Genomic DNA, 19,002 nt, shown 5'->3' on the forward strand with positions numbered 1-19,002 from the left:
CATCGGCAAAATAGAAACATATTTGATTCACTTTCGTTACCTTACAACATCGGCAAAATAGAAAGATATGAAACGAGTAACGATTGGTGAATTTGAAGAGCTGTGCCTACTAATGGTAGGGGTATTGCATGAAGACGCCTATGGAGTCTCTGTTAAAGATGAAATAGTAAAGCGAACAGGACGAAATGTGACCATTAGCTCCATTCATTCCACCTTAGTACGATTAGAGAAAAAAGGACTATTGAAATCGTATATGGGAGGTGCCAATGAAATCAGAGGAGGAAGAGCTAAGCGTATTTTCGAAATGACTTCAGCAGGTAAGCAGATGGTAACCGAAGCACGCGAACTCCGAAATCAATTATGGACGGACATCCCTAAGCTGGTATGGGAGAAGTAAACAAGAGAAAGCAGCCACCTAGGTGGATCAATCGTCTGCTCAACTGGTACTGCAAGGAGGAATACTCCAATGAAATTCGTGGCGACCTTATGGAGCTCTACGATCGATGGCTCGACAAAGGAAAGTTCAAAGCCGATTTAAAATATGTGTTGAATGTTATTCTATTCATGCGCATGTACAACTCTAGACTAAATACAGATCAAAACTCAAATCAAATAGACATGTTCAAGAGCTACTTTAAACTAGGATATCGTAACCTCCTGAGAAACAAGGGGTATTCAGTGATTAACATAAGTGGGTTGACAGTAGGTATGGCGATCACAATGTTTATCGGACTGTGGATAAAAGCGGAATTATCCTACAATAAATCCATTGAAAATTATACACAAATCGCCCAGGTTTTGCAGCATAAGACCTACAATGGGGATACTAGAACTCAAGTGTCTATTCCGTTTCCGCTTGGTGAGGAGTTAGCTACCAAATATGATAGTGATTTCAAGTATGTGGTAATGTCAGACTGGACCTACGACCACATTCTATCTCGTGGGAAGACAAGAATATTGCAAAAAGGAAACTTCATGGATGTTCAGGCTCCTCATTTTCTTTCATTAGAGATGATCAAAGGCTCTCGTGATGGCTTGGAAGATCCACATTCCATTTTGTTATCAGAATCTACAGCTAAGGCACTGTTTGGTGATTCCGATCCGATGGGGCAACTTATAGAAGTAGACAATGAACTAAGTGTGAAGGTGAGTGGTGTCTTTTCAGAGATACCTGCAAATTCCACTTTTGGAGACATTCAGTTTATTGCTCCTTGGGAATTGTATGTATCATCATATGAATGGGTTAGAAGCGCAAAGGAACGACAAGCATGGGATGAAAATTCCTACCTCTTATATGTGCAGGTGGAAGATTTAGCCGACATGACGATTGTCAGTGAAAAAATCAAAAATGTAAAATATGATCACCTGAATGACTATGAAAAGACCTTCAAGCCAGAAATATTACTCCATCCCATGTCTGATTGGTATTTGCGTTCAAACTGGGAAAATGGCATTCAAGTAGGAGGACTTATTCAATACGTTTGGTTGTTCGGCATCATTGGAGCGTTTGTGCTGATTCTAGCATGCGTCAATTTCATGAATTTAAGCACTGCTCGTTCTGAAAAGCGAGCTAAGGAGGTAGGTATACGAAAGGCAATAGGCACCCTGAAAGGACAGCTGGTGCAACAGTTTTTGTGTGAATCTTTCGTAGTGGTACTCCTTGCATTCATTTTAGCTATTGCAATGGTAGGTGCCGTCATGCCTTATGTTAACAACATCGTGGATTATCCGATCGAGCTGCCACTGGTTGAACTTGATTTTTGGCTCGTTTCAATAGGTGTAATTCTACTTACTGGATTCTTAGCGGGTAGCTATCCGGCATTGTATCTTTCATCTCTCAAGCCAATAAAAGCACTGAAAGGAACATTTAAGGCAGGAATAGCTGCAGTTGTATTTAGACGAATGCTGGTGATCTTTCAGTTCTCTGTTTCTGTGCTGTTAATAATAGGTACCATCGTTGTACTCAAACAAATTCAATATTCGAAAGACCGCCCGCTGGGTTATGATAAAAGCGGAATGATTTCGATGGAATTGAGTACTTCAGATTTTGAAGGAAAGTATAATGTGCTAAGAAATGAACTCTTAAGTAGTGGTGCTATAGTAGACATGACAGAGTCTTCGAGTTCAATGACTGAAGTACAAAATACTGCCGGTGGCTTTAGCTGGAAAGAAAAAGATCCAAACTTCCGTACTAATTTTTCCCTCGTTTTCATCACACATGATTACGGAAATACAGTTGGATGGGAGATGTTGGAAGGTCGGAACTTTTCGAGAGAATTTTCAACAGATTCGACTGCCTATATCCTGAATGAAGCGGCCGTTGAATACATGGGAATTGAAGATCCTGTAGGTCAGACGATGAAGTGGGGCAGAGGTGATCATGAAATTATCGGAGTGGTGAGAAACATGTTAATGGAATCACCATTTAAAGCTGTGACGCCCACTATCTACATCATGGACTATGATAACAATACGAACTATATCACCATGAAACTGAATCCTAATCAAAGCATTCGTAAGTCACTGGAACAAGTTGAAACAGTGGTAGGAAAAATAGCACCCAAAGTTCCTTTTAATCCCTTCTTTGTGGATATAGCGCATGCAAAGAAGTTTGCAGCAGAAGAACGGGTAGCCAAGTTAGCAGGGACTTTCTCTGTATTGGCCATATTCATCAGCTGTCTTGGTTTATTCGGATTGGCTTCATTTGTAGCAGAACAACGAACGAAAGAGATAGGCATTCGTAAAGTGCTGGGCGCCACGATTTTAAACCTTTGGCACATGCTTACTACTGAGTTTGTATTGTTGGTTTTGGTTTCCTGTGTAATCGCCTCGCCAATCGCGTATTATGGGCTATCCAGATGGCTGGAAAGCTATGAATACCGCATAGACATGAATGGTTGGTTTTTCGTGGTAGCAGCGATCAGTGCCTTGACTATCACTTTATGTACGGTAAGCTATCAGTCCATACGTGCAGCCAGAATGAGTCCTGCAAAGAGCTTGAGGTCGGAGTAGGATTTTCCCCAGGAAATCCGGCTATTAGGCTAAATATTTGGGCCATATTGGTAAGATGGATGAGGCTTTTGGAAGCTATATCTCAAGCTTTGGTTGAGTATCGCGCGTCAACACAAAGAAATAGGGCTGACTAGCGCCTTTCAAGTCCATCACACCCAGCATACTGTTTTCATCAATCTTCGCGAAGTGATCGAATATTCCCTTCGAATCATATGCCATCGTGCCAGTTACCTTGCCACGATATTTGATCATACGCATTCGTGCTTTGGCTTTTTTCGTTTTTAGAATGGGTTTGAAAAGGGCTATGATAACCTTGGCTATCTTACTTTTTGGCAAAGGAATGCCCAAAGGGATGTAGCTGGGGTTAATAGGAAAAACGCGTTTCTTATTTAATGAGTACATCAAAAGTGGGTGAACCTGTTCTGTGTTCACGAACAGTTTACCATACCAACCTGACGCATCCAGCAGTCCCTCCATGGGATGACCAGTATTCAATTCATAACCTTTCCATTGGCCCAGCATGAAATCTAAAGTTACTGGCGGGAGTTGATCAAATACTTCCAGGCCTTCTTCAGGCGTCGCTTTCTTTTCTTTTAGTAAATCCTGTATTGTCATCCTTGTTCTAATCTACCTGATATGTGAGTCAAGTTCAAATGAATATTTGGTATGTTTACCTAGATACCTTTTGAAAAGCTAGCTCAAATAAAATCTTCTTCCACAAAAGGTCATAGGTCTCTGCGTCAGAACCAGTTGAAAAATTTCAAATAGATTTTTGGAGGTTGATTTTTATTTAGTGTCAGTGAGTAGATAGCTTAATTTTGATTCATTTACTTTCATGCGAGCTTGCTCGACTTCTGCCTTGTTACCTAGTCTGGTGTAGCATAGATATTTGGCGTACTGAACATTGGGTTCATTTGGAAGTATTTTTTCACATTTATTCAAATGAGTCATAGCCAATTCAATGTTACCTCTTAAATAGGATTTTGAAAACGCATTGAAAGATTTCAGATAATCATCCGTGTATTTTTCAAAAGAGATGGGAGTGATCGAAAAGGAATATTCACTAGTAATTTTTTGTTTTCCAATATCGCGATCTTCAACAAATATGGTGATCGGTACCTCTTTGCCATTAAGCTTTGGCAGGGTCCACAATCCTCTTGACTTTTTGATAGCGGCAAGAAATTTTTGATCCGTCTCTTTATTTACATGATGCAAGATCTGAATCTTTCCAATATCCCCATTGGGATGAATAGCAAGAGCTGCGTGCGTATAGTTTTCACCTTCCTCATAGGAGGTATTCATACGCATGCTAACAAACTGGTGAAAGTCGGGATTTACTGTTTCAAAAGAGGGAGTAAGTTTTTCAGAGATGAGATAACTGGTTTCGTTTCCAAATTGAATTCGATCTTCAGGATTCGTAGGAAGATTATCCAGGTATAGTTGTTCTCGTATGAAAATGTGTTTTGTGGAATTTGGTTTTAGCCCACCTTCCAGATCTACCAGCACAAGTTTTTGCTTATTGACCTCCACAATGAGAAACCTTCTTTCAAAACCGTAGATTAAAACGTCTTTTTCAATCTTGTAACCGATGGTGGGGCTATTAGAAGCATTTTGTGTGTGATGAGTAGAGATTTTAAGTTTCTTTTGATTCTTGAACTCATATCTTAAATAGCCATTTGCCTTAATTGGTAAATCACTTTCTTTCTCTTCATAGGTGATTACCTCCACTTGTCTCCATGCACCAATAATGTTTTTATGAGATTGAGCGGTACTTCCAATGCTTGTCACTGTTAGTAGATAAAAAAAGATTGCTTTAGTGTTAGACTTATTCATCTCTCAGGAGATCAGATGGATTTTGTATAGCGGCTTGCCTTATTTGCCAACCAATAATGAGTAGGCTAAATAGAAACACAACAAAGAGTCCTGAGAGCAGATCAGCGATATTAAAATTTGCCCGGTATAGAAACTCGTTGAGTATTATTTCATCAACAATGTATTTGGTTGATGGGATGGATAGAATAGCGGCTATTCCAATCATGATGATGAAGCTTCGGGATAGCAGCATTGTCAAATTTGCTATTCCTGCTCCTAACACCTTTCGAATACTGATTTCCTTCATTCTTGTTTCTGTAGTAAAAACCGCCATTCCTAAAAGTCCCAGCGTGGAGATGGAAATTGCCAGAAAGGCCAGAAATGAAATGATGGTGAAGGTTGTTTTTTCGGATTCATATGATTTAGCAATGGCATCCGTATGAAAACTGCCATCAAATGGGTGAAGTGGATCTAGCTTTCGGTAAATGCCTTCTAAATCTCCTATAGTAGTAAGAAGATCATCCGTATGTATCTCGACACCTAGGTTTCGAGCTTCATAGATTCCTTCAGTGGCGTGTTGGACAAAACCAAAGGCGTTCGAGAAGCTCAAATTCAATGAATAAGTAATGAAATCTTCTACTACACCGATTACTCTAAATCTCGCATTTCTAAAGAAAATATGTTTTCCGATAGCTTCTTGGGGCGAACCCATTTGCAGCAATGAAAGAAAGGATTTGTTAAGGATAACTTGATCAGGTTCTTGACCCTCACTCAATGGCTGTTCGAAATAGTTGCCAGCGATTAACTCAAATCCATGCATGGTCAGGTAGTTTTCGTCAATGGCGTTTATGAGCGCCATTCCGGTGTGACTCTTATCTTCAGAATGTGCCATCCCCATTTCGCCACTTCCATATCCCAGCACAGTGGATGCTTTGGCAGTAGCTACTACAGCCGGAAGTTTTTTGTACTCCGTTTCCAATAAATCGATGTAATCTCCATGAATACTGATGTTGAAGATGTTTTCAGTCTCATAACCTGGATCATAGTTTAGTGCAAACTGATATTGCTTGTTGATGAGGAAAGCGCACATGATCAATCCAATAGACAAAGCGAATTGGAAAACAATAAGTATGCGTCTGAGGCTTAACCCAGAAAACAACTTGATTTTACTTGCATCGTTAAATACTGTTCCTGCTTTCAGTTTAGATAAGAAGATGGCTGGAAGGATTCCGGCTAATATTCCTATCATGATCGCAAAGAATAAAAAGTACAGCAAGTGAATCGGCGCTATATCTAGCTCAAACATGCTGAATCCATTCGCAGCAGGGTTAGGCAAGGCTAAAAAGCCAGGACGGATGACAAAGAATAGTCCAACTCCTACAGTAAAAGAAATTAGTGATAGGAGTGTGGCTTCAATCATGAATTGTAAAAGCAAATGCAGGCGTGATGCTCCATTTACTTTTCTAACGCCCACTTCTTTTGCTCTTCTCAGCGCACGGGCTAACGAAAGATTTGTGTAATTGAAACAAGCCGAGAGAAGGACGATTGCCGTAAGTCCCAACATGATTGAGATTCTTTTTTTAGAAAAAGAAGCCCCAGACCGGTTTATGTATTTATCGCTAGTCACGAATTCATCCAGTGGCTGAATGCCATGAATGATTGGATTTTCTTCCTTTTGATTATAGTCAGCCATGATATCGGCCATAGCCTCTTCAATAGCGACTGGTTGAGTATCTTCATTCAATACTACGTATACAAAGCTTTGTTGGAATGCCTTTTGATTAGTCCTGAAACTTGGATTCCATCCATTGCCTTCAGCTGGTTGGTCATAGGTTGATAATGAAACCAGTGACTCAAATTGAAGGTGAGAATTTGTTGGAGGATCTTCAACAACTCCGGTAACCTTACCCTGAATGGTGCGTTGCTGCCAACCTCCATCGCTCTCCAACACCAATGCTTTACCGATGGGATTGACATTAGGAAAAATCTTATTAGCCAACGTTTGAGTTAGAACGATACTATTGGGTTCGACCAGAGCGGTATTGGGATTGCCTTCAAGTAGTTGGAAGGAGAATACATCGAAAAAATTTTGGGTAGCATAGTAGCCTGTTAGGCTGATAGGTCCACCTCTCAACTCCAGATTGGTCGATATTCCGGGACGCATGATAAGCACTTCATCAACACCAGTAACCTGATTGGCTAGTTGCTCTCCTATAAAATGAGAAGCAGTAGAAAGAGCTAATTCCATTTCATGGATCTTACTCGAGGAGGTAATTCGATAGAGGGATTCTTTTTTTTCATGAAACTGATCAAAGGAATTGAGTTCCGTAAGTAGTAAGATCATTAAGATGCCTACCGACATGCTGATCCCCAATCCAAAGACATTGATGGTTGAAAACAGTAGGTTGTTTTTCAGGCTTCTAATTGAAGTTTTTAAATAGTTTTTGAACATGCCGTAATTGTTTAATCTTTTGAATCCTTCTAAGTTTTTAATGAGAGATGGTCGGACCAGTTTGCCAACTTCTTTAGCGAACAGCCAGTTTGCTTTTCTTTTCCCTTTGGTCTTGACATGGTGCTGAAAAATTTCAATGAGGTCTCCTTCAACAAATGGTCTAAGGTCTGGATGGCAGAACCATCGGAATAGACGAAGGAGATTTTTCGGTGGATCAGAAATATTCACGATTTTTTGATGTTAATGTCCATGACCATTTTTGGAATTTCATTGTAAAGCTGATTCCTAATTTCTCGGGCATATTCAATGGCTCTTTTTCCTTCTGTGGTCAATTCAAAGTAACGTTTGGGCCTTCCACCTCGATCATTGGTAACTTCTCCTGCACGTGAAGTCACATACCCTTTTTGCTCCAGTCTTTTAAGCGCTGATTGCAGTGCGCCCACGCTGACAGATCGTTTCAATCGCTCTTCCATCGAAAACTTGATAGAGACCCCGTAGGCATCACCGTGAAGGACACCAACTGTCAATAAAACGATTTCCTCAAATTCACCTAATTGGTATTTACCCATAGTTGTTTCCTAATTGTAGTTTTGCAATGATAAAAATAAATGCGGTTATTTCCTAATTGTAGTTTTGATTAATGACAATGTATGTATCAGGTATTTTCATCTAGCCTTTTAGCGATTCTATGGGGCTACTTATAGCTAGTTTGAAGCATTTTTCTCCTACTACAGCCAATGCGATCACTAACACGACAAGTAGGGGTAGCATAATCATCGAAGGCTCTATTGCAATTCGATAAACGTAATCTTCTAACCACTTTCTCGAACTAACCAGGACAAATGGAATTGCGATAACTGAGGCGATAGAGACAAGCTTTAAGAAATCAGTAATGAGCAGGATAAGGATGTGTATAGATTCTGCTCCGAGTACCTTTCTGATTCCAATTTCCTTTTGCCTTTTCTGGACCACAAAAGAGGAAAGTCCAAACATTCCCATGTTTGCGATGATCAATGTCATAATGGAAAAAAATAAGAACATGTTCATCACATTCTTTTCGTTTTTGTCTTGATTTTGGTAGTTACGTTTAAACAAAGAGAAAAAAGGAAGTCCCAGTGATAAATAGTATTGATTCTTGTCAAGAAATTGATCTAGTGTTTCGCCTTTACCCCCAGGATAGTTTAGGACAACATCAACATATGTTCGATATCGAAATCCAGTTACAAATATTTCTGATTCTTGATTATTGTCTTTAACAACGCCAATGACCTTCCATCTACTTCCTTTTGAAACGAGTATTTGGTTCAAAATACTGTCAGGTGAGCTGTATCCAGCTTTCATCATGGCAGAATATGAGATTATAGCGTTATCGGCATCTTTACCAAATGTGTCGTAGAAGTTTCTCCCTGAAAGAAAGGTTAGCCCTGATCGACTTATATATCCATGATCAACTACACTTAGCTTGACGACATTTTTAGTTGAGTCCAATTCTATCCATTGTTTCGTTTTTACTTCACCTTTATATAGGTTAGAAATCGTATAAGACTCTAGTGCTTCTGTCTTTTGATATTCATTTAATTCATAAAATGCTTCTTCTGAAAATTTTTCTCCTGCTCCAGATGTGCCAGGAAAAATACCTGTAATAGAAAGCTGCATAGGAGAGCTACCCTTTTGTTTTAGATGAGTCATTTGTAAATAGACGATATATACACCCGAGAGGAAGCAGATAGAAACACCCAATTGAAATATCAACAAAAGACGTATGATTCGACCAGCAGAACTGAATTGCTTTGAACCCATCAATTCATATTTATTCTTTAATGAGGATATCGGACTTAAAGATGTGAGGTAAAATGCTGGGTATAATCCTGATAGTAGTGTACTTACTACCAAGAGAATTAGAAGAGAGAGTAAATACAGGTTTGGATTACCAGCCTCTAAGGGAGGATACCCAATATCTGTCTGTATATGGATGATTTGAGCGCCAACAATAAAAAGAATAATAGCTAACAGAATGGAAATTAGGTTTATCAAAAAAGCTTCACCAATGAAGGACACAAATAGTTGCTTTGGTTTTATACCAAGCAGCTTTCTAACTCCAATTTCTTTGGCTCTATCTATAGAATTAAAAATGGTGTTGTTTATATGATTGGTGGATGCTAGTATGAGAAGTATTGAGCCTATGATTATAAGAAAAAATATCAAGCGCTTACTAACTGATGGCTCTGGGTTTCCTGAAACATTTGATGACAAATGAATTTCATTTATTGGTCTTATGGTTAAAAAAGTGGAGTTTCCATTTTCTACATATGGAACACCGGTATTGAGTTGTGGGATAGAAACATTAGTGGTTATATAGGAATGGGTATTTTGTATTTCATGAGTTCTTTGGTGACTCATCGACTTTGACACAAGTGCATCAAACTTTAAATGAGTGTTTTCCGGCCTATTCTTAAAAATACCGGTCACCACATATTCCTCAACTACATCGCCTATACCAGGAGATTTAAGCTTTTTACCTAAAATAGAAATACCAGATGAAAACTCTTTTTTAAACCACTTTTGGGCCATCTCAGCTGAAATAATAATGGAATTTGACTCTATCAAACACGTTTCCTTGTTTCCATTAATTATTGGTAATTGAAAGACTTTGAAGATGGATGGTTCAGCATAAAATACTTTACGCATATAAATGCGTGTTTCAGTACTATCATTGAGAATATTCCTGAACAACCCTGTTCCTTCTTCGGAGAATGAAACAAGCCTTGTATAATCGACGATAGAATTGAAGTGATTTTTTAAAAACGGAGCAGCATTTAATAATGTGAGCGCACTCTGGTTTTGAATATCATTATTGCCACTGCTGCTAGTTTCAACCCTATAAACATTCGCTTCTTCCGGCAGGGAGTCATAGGTAGTTTCATAATAAATGAAGTGAAAAATGAACAAACAAATGCCCATACTCATTGTAAGACAAGAGATATTCAAATAGGAAGAACCCTTGTTTTTCAAGATGTTTCTAAAGGTGATTAGGAAAAAGTTTCTAAGCATAATCCATTATAACGAGATTATATGATAGTTGTTTCCTAATTGTAGTTTTGTTGTTAACAAGATGTTTGATAAGCTATTTACCAAAAGAGTTCTTATAAGGAATTGTACTAGCTGTTAATTGTTCGAATAAGCTCACAACCAGTAAATCACTAGTGATGTTGTATAATGTCCTGCACCTACCTGCGGTAGGTAGGTTATAATTAATAATGTTGTGGTTGATATTAAATGGTGAACGTTAGGTTTCCTATCTAGAAGCAGTTGCTTTTCTTTGCTTTTAGTAAATCCTGTACTGTCATCCTTGTTCTAATCTACCCGATATGTGGATCAAGTTCAAACCTGGGTAGTTCAAATTCACTCAATCAACCGTTCCGCTAAACCCACTTAGCTTTTATTTCTTTGTATTTGGTTCGTCCAATAGGGATCGATTCTCCGCTTTTAAGCATAGCCAGGTATTTACTTCCCGAGGACACCTTCACTTCCTTTACCTCAGTCATCTTCAGCAAGTAAGACTTATGAATCCGCACAAAGTGGGGGGCTAGGAGCTGTTCCAGCTTTTCAAGCGACTTGTCATGTAGCTCTTTGCTGCCATCTTTAAGGAAGAGCTCTGAATAGGCACCTGCACCTTTGGCATATATCACATCTTCAATTGGCACAAGCTGTATCGTATGCCTTTTCTTCACAGACAAATACTTCACAGCGTGTAGCTGCTCAATATCATTTGAAATCACCCGATTAAACGCTTGCTCCAGGCGTTCCTTGTTGAAGGGCTTAGGTACAAAATCTAAAACGCCATACTCGAACGCCCTAAGCGCCTGATCGGTATTGGCAGAAACGACGATCGTATGAAATGCTCCTGAAACCGTACGCGCCAGGAGATCGAATCCGTCTTCTCCATTAAGATTCAGATCGAGAAGAACAAGATCTAAAGTGTTGTTTTCAATGAAGGATAATCCTTCCTGAAGGGTGTTGATCACAGCTAGCGAATGCAACTTGCCGCCCAGAATGTCGCGAGTTATTCGTTCTACTCGTTTGGCGATTCTTGATTCATCCTCGATAACTAAGACCTTCATTTTTCCTTGGAATGTATTTTTATTGTATTCTTCCAACCGTGCTCGACAGGCTCAGAAGTGAACTCCCAATGATTGCCATAACTTTCTGTAAGTCTGGCTTTTATGTACTTTGACCCGGTGCCATCATTTAACTCTGAAGTTTGCTTGGCAGTCGTTGCAAAAGTCAAAAAAGTATAGCACTGAAAATCGCCGTTAGCTTCGTAATTAAGCTTAAACTTGATGCTATTTTCAGCAAGAGGCAAGCTGTGCGTGATTCCATTTTCCAATAATGTGTGGATTACTGCTGGAGGGATGGTCTGTTCACTGTCTATTCCTTCATCCTCCCATGAATAGTTAATTTCCTTTCTGTAGGTCATGATTTCGAGATGTGTGCGGCAAAGTTCGATTTCCTGATCAATAGAAATGAGCATTTTATCTTCTACCTCATTGAAAAGTTGAAACTCCTTGGCTAATGCCTCAATGAACAATACGCCCTTTTTAGGAGCTTCTTCCACCCAGTCTATCAATGAAGTCAAAGTATTCAATAAAAAATGAGGCTGAATGTTCTTTTTCAGCAGTTCCAGTTGCAATCGCGTAGACTGAACCAGCGATTCTTCATACGCCAACTGCTGATCTCTGATTCTGATAGATAACAGATACAACATACCTAAAAGGATCAGTCCCAAGCCGGCATAGAGACTAACAACAAACCCAATGCCTATAAAAATGGCCATCGATAATAGTAAAGTAACTATAACCAAGCGTGCTCCCTTTACCTTTTTGTAGGCACCATAAACGACGATTCCAAAGGAGAAAGTCCACATGCCCGATACTGCCGTTACGGACTTTAAGCCAAATGCATGTGGCTGTATGAATAGCATTGCAAATAGGATTCCTCCGTACGCAATGAGTGACCATTTTTGACCTGGAAACGGAAACTGCATCGAAAAATAGAATGGAATCAAAAATGAAATTCCTAACAATAATGTGCTGATTACCTGAAGCCTTATGACGTGTAAGCTGTAGTGCATCGTCAAATACTCTCTGCTGAATACCGTTAGCACCAATCCGAATATAAACAGGCAACAAATGCTAAATACCAGTGTGGAATAGGCTTTTTTGTTACTGAGGAATAAGAAAAGAAAATAGAGAGATACGATTAAAAATGCGCCAGCAAACATGTGCATGTAGGCATTCTCAATCAGACCTTCTGTTAACAGGTCATCGTAATAAGCTATCTCTAGCTCAAATATTCGGGTATGATCCGGGAAGTGCATCAGGCTCGCCCTTATGGCCAATACATGATTGCCAGTATCTGTAAGATGGTTAGGAATACTGTAGGTAGCCCAGAGTTCTCCTTCTGGCGGCAGCGTGGACTCTTGGCCAGGATTTCCATTGATTCCTATCAGTTCGTCATCCCAAAACAATTCGTATTCACCATAAGCTTCCAATTGAATGCCGTATAGCCGTAAAGTATCCGGTGAGCTTAGAATTTCAATGTCGTAGCGATACCATAGAATTTCGTCATTTTCCATGATCGGGTACTGAGTAGTCCAGTCCGAATCATCCAATTGCACAGTTGACCAGGAGGGATGGTCCCCGATTTTATATAGTGTTTCATGAACCTTGAATACAGGATCTTGAGCAAGTACTTTCACTTGCAGTAGGATCAGTATAAAGAACAGGAGTAGTCTCAATGTATTTTCATTCGGTTCGAACGTAAGCTTACTAAATGATTTGAATACATGCGATTCAAGGTTCCATTTATTGCTCCGGATTGTAACAGCAACTTAGTGAATAGTATACCTCAAAATTACTACTGGGGTTATTTCATGCCTTTTTAGAGCAGTTCATTCATGCATAGAGCAGTTGGTAAGTTATATGGAGAAATACACAACATGGCTTAGATGTTTCTAGTACAACCTCCAAAAACTCATACACTATGCATAATCTTCTAACTAAGCGAACACAAGAATGGAAAAAGGATTACAAAGGAGTGAAGATCGCCATAATGGTCATGGTTGCAAACGTGATCATGTTGATACCTGGCTTCGCGCAACAAAAAGCAGCAGTCACATATGGTGACATCGCTGCTATTGAATCCAAAGTGCTCAATCAAACCATTCCACTTACTATTCATTTACCTGCCAATTACGATAGTTCTAAGAAGACCTATCCTGTGATATATCAGTTAGGTTCACATTTCCGTGCTCGGTTCGCCATGTTGGCTTCAACACTGGACTACATGGGTGAAGGACAGATTCCTGAAACCATACTTATTGGAATTGATTTGCCTCAAGGCAATCGGATCTTGTTGCCAGCAGGAGAAGAAAAAGACACAACTGTCCCAGATAATTACATTGAATTCATAGAGACAGAGTTGATACCGCATGTGGATAATACATACCGCACAGCTCCATTCAGAATGTTTTATGGCGCTTCCAATAGTGGATTTTTTGCGGTTTATACCTTACTCAATAAGCCAATGCTTTTTAATAGCTATTTCGCAAGCAGTCCTTCCATCATGATCATACCCGATGTGCTTCATGAGAAAATCAAATCAGGTCCTATTCAAACACTTGAGGAGAACAGGTCGCTTCACATCGTCTACAGTGATGATGAGGGATTAACTGACAATGTTGTTGAATTCTCTCAGGTAATAGCAGACAACAAACCAGCGAATTTTAGCTATAAGGTGGATGAACTGGTGAACCAGGTGCACGTACCTGCTCAGGACAATACCCTGTTTCTTCTCGAAACATATCCTGATTTTAACCCCATTGAAAATCTGGATTCATTGGATAAAGTGGTGCGACATTTTGATACACTATCAAAACGATACGGGTATGAAATTCAGCCACCCATCTCGATGATATTCAACCTTGGCGTAGACATGATAATTGCTAAGCACACAGCTGTGGCGGAAGAAATCTTTGAATATTCTCTGGAGGTATATCCTGAAGGCAAAGAGTCGTATCTCGGAATGGGTGTTGTGCGAAGAGATCAAGGTGACAAGGAAGGAGCGAAATCCCTATTTGAAAAAGCATTAGCGATTGATCCAGATTATGCCGTTGCCAAAAGGCTACTCCAAAGACTCGAGAACCAGAACAATTAATCAATTCAGAATGGCACCAGGAAAAGCTGTGCGTTGAGGTACGGCTTTCTTGGAGAAGACTATCTATCAATATCAACTTATGAGAAATAACATAGCACTTCTGCTTTTAATACCTCTTATGCTGGCATGTAAATCGGAACCCAATAAAGGCGATGAAACCATTGCTGCTGCAGGTCCTAAATATGAAACCTATAATTACACAGGATTCACCAAAGATGAGATCTATTCATTTCATAAACGTATTTATGAAGGTGGGAACTGGACAGAATATGGCGATTTGGAAAGGTATTTTTATCTCAACTTCTCTAGAATAAATGAACACGCGCGCATACGCAGGTCAGAGACCCCATTGATTCTTGAAGAAATGCCACGAGATGATGTGAAACATTTCGTTACATCCACAACATTGAAGAAAGGCGGTGGGCTATCATTGAATGATTATGTGCAGCAAGTAGAAGTAAATGGGTTGATCATCATTCATAAAGGTAAAATAGTATTTGAAGGCTATCCTAGAATGTTCCCAACTGACTTGCATGTTAACATGGTTATGACCCAAGTCTTCGTGAGCACTTCAGTTGCCATTTTGGAGGATAGAGGTTTAATCGATACGAGCAAGCCGATTGATTACTACTTTGAAGACCTTAAAAGTTCAGGTTGGGAGGGAGTTCCGATTCGGGACATTCTGGACATGAGTTCGGGCATTGAACGCGTCCTTCTAGAGAATTACGAAGTGAGTTTTGATCCAATTGAAGACTTGGCAACGGCAAAATCAGCTAAGCCATCAGGGACAGAACATCAATGGTCAAATGCCGATGCCATGTTATTGACCTTGTTGGTGGAGAAAATTAGCGGTCTCACTTTCAACGTTTTTGTGGAGCGAGAAATATGGGATAAGATAGGAGCGGAGTATAGTGCCCTTATTGGTAGCAATGTGAACGGAACCATCATTTCATATGCTGATGGCATGTCTACCACGCTGCGAGACCTGGCCAAGTTTGGTTATGCATTCACACCTAGTGGAAGAAAGAATGCTTCAATAATTTCCGATGCTCACTTATCAAAAATTCGAGATGTAAACCCGAATCTCAAAACCATGTCACGACATCTAGCAGAAGAAATACATAGCAGCTATCAATGGAGTGCCGTGTTCGAAGACGGAGACTTTTACAAAGGAGCTCATGGAGGTCAGGGGCTTTATGTATCTCCTTCCAAAGACTTGGTTATTGCCTATTTCGGTACCGCAAATGTTGACCGTGAAAGGAACCAACTAAATGTCATTTCCCGAGAGCTAGTCAAATCGGGTTTGTTTGATCTTGAATGAAAATAATCAACTAAAGGAATAATTCTCAGGCTTAAGTACTAACAGATAAATAACAACTTGTATGCTTAAAAATTACATCAAGGTGGCTTTCAGAAACTTGCTGAAGCAACCGGGCTACACAGCGCTCAACATTATATGGTTGCAACAAATTTTAAAATGCAATAGTATTGCATAAGGGATCAGCTTTGTATTGGTACCATATCAACATAGACTTATTGTCAATTAGATCAATGAAATATAGATTATCTACCATAAGCTCGTTGGTATTCATACTTCTAGCCTCCTCGGGCTTCAATCATCCGATAAAAATGACAACCTCATTGATTGAATACGATGCTGAAAAGAAAAGGATGAATATCGAATGCAGGGTCTTTATAGATGATTTTCAAAACTCGTTGGGTGGTCTAAACTTTGATGCATCGAAGATTACCAATGATGATATCGAAGAAATTGAAAATTACTTTGACACCTTCTTCAAGATAGTTGTAGGGGAAGAAGAGCTAAAGTTAAATTATAGATCATCTAAGGTATATGGAAGCAACACAATACTGGCATTGAAGTTTTCAGTGGAAAATGTCTTCATTAATAATGGAGATGATTTTCTTATAGAGAATAAGCTTTTCTTTTTGGATTTCGGTCCTTTGCAAACCAATTCGATGACTCTACGAATTCCTCCCTTTATCTCGCAAGAATATCGTGAAGCTACGTTTCAGGACTATCACATCAAATATCAATTTTAGTATATGAATAATCTCAGCTCTTTATCATCAATGGAATGGAGGCATATCGTAAAATAAATACCTATGAAGCGTTCAAAGTTTATTAAAAGAATAAGTGCAAGTGGGTTTGGATTAATTCCGATAGTAGGATTAAATGCTTGTAACTCAACAGAATCTCAAGATGTAGATAAACTGAAGGAGGAGCTGATTGCTGCTTGGCGAAGGTCCGAAAAAATAACCTTAATCAGTATGGAGCAGATGCCTCCTGAGTCTTATACATTTAAGTATGCAGAAGAAGCCATGACTTTTTCTGAGCAATGGAGACATTGTGTCGTTTACACTTGTGGGCAGTTGGCGAGCAGAACAAGTTTAGAAAACCCTTATAAAGACATCAAGCTACCCGTACAAATGCCCAAAGAAGAGGTCATAGGGGAGATAAAAAAGATGTATGCTTATATGAGAGCGTCCGTTGAAAAACTCTCAGGTGAGGAACTTCTTTCTATGACTGATTTTGGTGGTGATGATATTCCGGTTTGGCGGTTGTTTTACGCATTAGAGAACCACATTATTCATCATAGAGGACAATGTGTGGTATACCTTCGATTAAGTGGAGTGATACCTAAAGGATATTATGGGTGGTAGTGGTGTATTTTTGAGGAGACTTAGGTATAGTACTGTATAAAATAGGATTAGCTGGAATGAATATGGAAATATCAGTTTTAATAGAAGAATTTAAGAATAAGTATAAGGTTCGCATGATTATATATCTGTTAACCGTAACGATTTTTTCTGGGTGTAATAATCGAACGACGACTGCCGAAAAAACAGAAGAACCAATTGAACTTGATTCGACATTGATGTTGCCTGATTTCACCATTTCGACCGTCGAAGATAGTACGATCTTCAGTAGTTCAAGTATATCAAAAGAGGGCATTATTTTGCTTAAATATTTTAGCCCCGATTGCAATCACTGTCAGGATGAAGCCGAGATATATGTTTCTAAGAAGGATAGTTTGATGAATATTAGAACTATTTGGATATCAGGTAATTGGGCACCACTAGACTCGATTAGAAAATTTGTAGAAACCTACCAACTCGCTCAAGTTAGTCCGATTGTAATAGGTAAAGAAGCCAATAACTATTTACTTTCTAACTATAAAATTAGGCGTATTCCGTATAATTTGGTGTTCATAGATAATCAACTGATAAAAGAATACAGTAAGCTCGATTTTAACGAGTTGATAGCCATCAATAATGGGGATTTTGTACTGGATTCAGTTACAATGGTTGAATAAATAAGCAATGGATGCTAGTCTGGTTTGTACAGGAGTGAAAGAATGGTAAATGTTTGGGGAATAGGATCAAAGTCTTGTTTTTGATGCTAATTTTCTGAATTCGGATGGAGTTTTGCCACTTTCATTTTTAAAAGCAGTATTGAAAACAGATTTTGACTTGAAACCAACCGAAAACATGATTTGTTCTATAGCGAGACCTTGGGATGCTGGATCTGCCAGCAAAAGTTTACTTTCTTCAATTCGATATTCAGTTATAAACTGATTGAAATTTTTCTTTAGAATTCTGTTTAGGTAAAGCGTAAGATCAGTAGTAGGCACGTTTAGTTGTTTGGCGAGTGTTCCTACAGTCAAATCAGGATCACGATAAACTTTTTTTTCATGTAAAACCCTATCCAGGCTCTTCTTTATTAGCTTCCGTAAGCTTTCTGGTAAAATATAATCTGGTAGCTCAAATCTTAGTAATCTGGGATTAGCAATGATTTGAATTAAATAGGAAACTAATCCAGCGGTCAGTACAAGTTCACCAATCACAAACATCACCCAGGATGTCGGTTCAGAAATGAGGTGGAGATGTTGGTGTAATACCACTTCTGTCAGCCAAATGAGATTCCATAGAAGTATGGAATATGCCAATATTCTCAATTGTTTTTCATTGATGACGTTAATCGTCAAATGGATCATCGTGACAATCCAAATTATTTTAACAATTTCAAATACTACCAGCAAGTCAGAATCAAAATAGAACTGTAATAACCAGTTAATTGGAAATAATAAGACTGCAACCGTGAAATAAGGAAATATCTGCCTTAGATTGGGATTTATCCCTTTAGTAGCCAATACAAATAAGGTAAAACTGGTGAGCATGGCTAATTCAAATGTGCCCATTGCGGTCCGATAGAAACCCAACACCGGCTGAGTAAGAATCGCAGAAATCCACGATGTATAATTCAATATACCATACAAGTCGGTAGCTGTTTTGATATAGAAAAATACAGTGAGCCATAGCAATTGAACAGTCGGTCGTCCAAACTTGACCTTCAAATAGATAATGAAAAATACGGAAATAAAAAGCTGTATGATTTCCGTGAAGCTTTTGAGCCAGTAGAAGTCAACCATGTCTTAATATACGTTCTGAATTTATATTCAGAAATTCTAAACGTTTACTTTCAATCATTT

General features: G+C 39.0%; 15 protein-coding genes. 7 read left to right on the forward strand and 8 right to left on the reverse strand.

Annotated elements, in window-relative coordinates; genetic code table 11:
* Window positions 1-67: 67 nt before the first annotated feature.
* Window positions 68-397, forward strand: coding sequence for a PadR family transcriptional regulator (locus ACY650_RS17990; RefSeq protein ID WP_462249645.1), 330 nt, complete (start codon window positions 68-70; stop codon window positions 395-397).
* Window positions 385-3,012, forward strand: coding sequence for an ABC transporter permease (locus ACY650_RS17995; RefSeq protein WP_462249647.1), 2,628 nt, complete (start codon window positions 385-387; stop codon window positions 3,010-3,012). The genes ACY650_RS17990 and ACY650_RS17995 overlap by 13 nt, the downstream gene beginning before the upstream one ends.
* Window positions 3,013-3,087: 75 nt before the next feature.
* Here ACY650_RS17995 and ACY650_RS18000 read toward each other — a convergent pair whose 3' ends face one another.
* From ACY650_RS18000 to ACY650_RS18030, 7 genes are all read right to left on the reverse strand, one after another.
* Window positions 3,088-3,627, reverse strand: coding sequence for a DUF4334 domain-containing protein (locus ACY650_RS18000; RefSeq protein WP_462249649.1), 540 nt, complete (start codon window positions 3,625-3,627; stop codon window positions 3,088-3,090).
* 171 nt (window positions 3,628-3,798) lie between these two features.
* Window positions 3,799-4,845, reverse strand: a complete 1,047-nt coding sequence (locus tag ACY650_RS18005) for a hypothetical protein (protein WP_462254445.1) — start codon at window positions 4,843-4,845, stop codon at window positions 3,799-3,801.
* Window positions 4,838-7,504, reverse strand: coding sequence for an ABC transporter permease (locus ACY650_RS18010; RefSeq protein WP_462249651.1), 2,667 nt, complete (start codon window positions 7,502-7,504; stop codon window positions 4,838-4,840). The genes ACY650_RS18005 and ACY650_RS18010 overlap by 8 nt, the downstream gene beginning before the upstream one ends.
* Window positions 7,501-7,845, reverse strand: a complete 345-nt coding sequence (locus ACY650_RS18015; protein ID WP_462249653.1) for a PadR family transcriptional regulator — start codon at window positions 7,843-7,845, stop codon at window positions 7,501-7,503. The genes ACY650_RS18010 and ACY650_RS18015 overlap by 4 nt, the downstream gene beginning before the upstream one ends.
* 100 nt (window positions 7,846-7,945) lie before the next feature.
* The gene (locus ACY650_RS18020; RefSeq protein WP_462249655.1) at window positions 7,946-10,327 is read right to left on the reverse strand and encodes an ABC transporter permease; all 2,382 of its coding nucleotides are present in this window, start codon (window positions 10,325-10,327) and stop codon (window positions 7,946-7,948) included.
* A gap of 371 nt (window positions 10,328-10,698) precedes the next feature.
* The gene (locus ACY650_RS18025) at window positions 10,699-11,397 is read right to left on the reverse strand and encodes a LytR/AlgR family response regulator transcription factor (protein WP_462249657.1); all 699 of its coding nucleotides are present in this window, start codon (window positions 11,395-11,397) and stop codon (window positions 10,699-10,701) included.
* Window positions 11,394-13,073 (reverse strand): histidine kinase, encoded by a 1,680-nt coding sequence (locus tag ACY650_RS18030; protein ID WP_462249659.1) that lies wholly within the window; start codon window positions 13,071-13,073, stop codon window positions 11,394-11,396. Before ACY650_RS18030 ends, ACY650_RS18025 begins: the two co-directional genes overlap by 4 nt.
* A 245-nt stretch (window positions 13,074-13,318) precedes the next feature.
* On the opposite strand from ACY650_RS18030, the gene ACY650_RS18035 reads away from it, so the two are divergent.
* The 5 genes from ACY650_RS18035 (at window position 13,319) to ACY650_RS18055 (ending at window position 17,826) form a co-directional block, all read left to right on the forward strand.
* Complete coding sequence (locus tag ACY650_RS18035; RefSeq protein WP_462249661.1) at window positions 13,319-14,491, forward strand: alpha/beta hydrolase-fold protein; 1,173 nt, start codon at window positions 13,319-13,321, stop codon at window positions 14,489-14,491.
* Window positions 14,492-14,570: 79 nt separating this feature from the next.
* The gene (locus ACY650_RS18040; protein WP_462249663.1) at window positions 14,571-15,812 is read left to right on the forward strand and encodes a serine hydrolase domain-containing protein; all 1,242 of its coding nucleotides are present in this window, start codon (window positions 14,571-14,573) and stop codon (window positions 15,810-15,812) included.
* Window positions 15,813-16,042: 230 nt separating this feature from the next.
* Window positions 16,043-16,552 (forward strand): DUF6702 family protein, encoded by a 510-nt coding sequence (locus tag ACY650_RS18045; RefSeq protein WP_462249665.1) that lies wholly within the window; start codon window positions 16,043-16,045, stop codon window positions 16,550-16,552.
* Window positions 16,553-16,615: 63 nt separating this feature from the next.
* Complete coding sequence (locus ACY650_RS18050) at window positions 16,616-17,173, forward strand: DinB family protein (protein WP_462249667.1); 558 nt, start codon at window positions 16,616-16,618, stop codon at window positions 17,171-17,173.
* A gap of 62 nt (window positions 17,174-17,235) precedes the next feature.
* Window positions 17,236-17,826, forward strand: coding sequence for a hypothetical protein (locus ACY650_RS18055; RefSeq protein ID WP_462249669.1), 591 nt, complete (start codon window positions 17,236-17,238; stop codon window positions 17,824-17,826).
* 66 nt (window positions 17,827-17,892) lie between these two features.
* On the opposite strand, the gene ACY650_RS18060 is transcribed toward ACY650_RS18055, so the two are convergent.
* A complete protein-coding gene (locus ACY650_RS18060; protein ID WP_462249671.1) occupies window positions 17,893-18,942 on the reverse strand; it encodes a helix-turn-helix domain-containing protein in 1,050 nt (349 codons plus the stop codon).
* Between the last annotated feature and the right edge of the window lie 60 nt (window positions 18,943-19,002).

The organism is Ekhidna sp. (genome assembly GCF_963691765.1).
Classification (GTDB): Bacteria; Bacteroidota; Bacteroidia; order Cytophagales; family Cyclobacteriaceae; genus Ekhidna.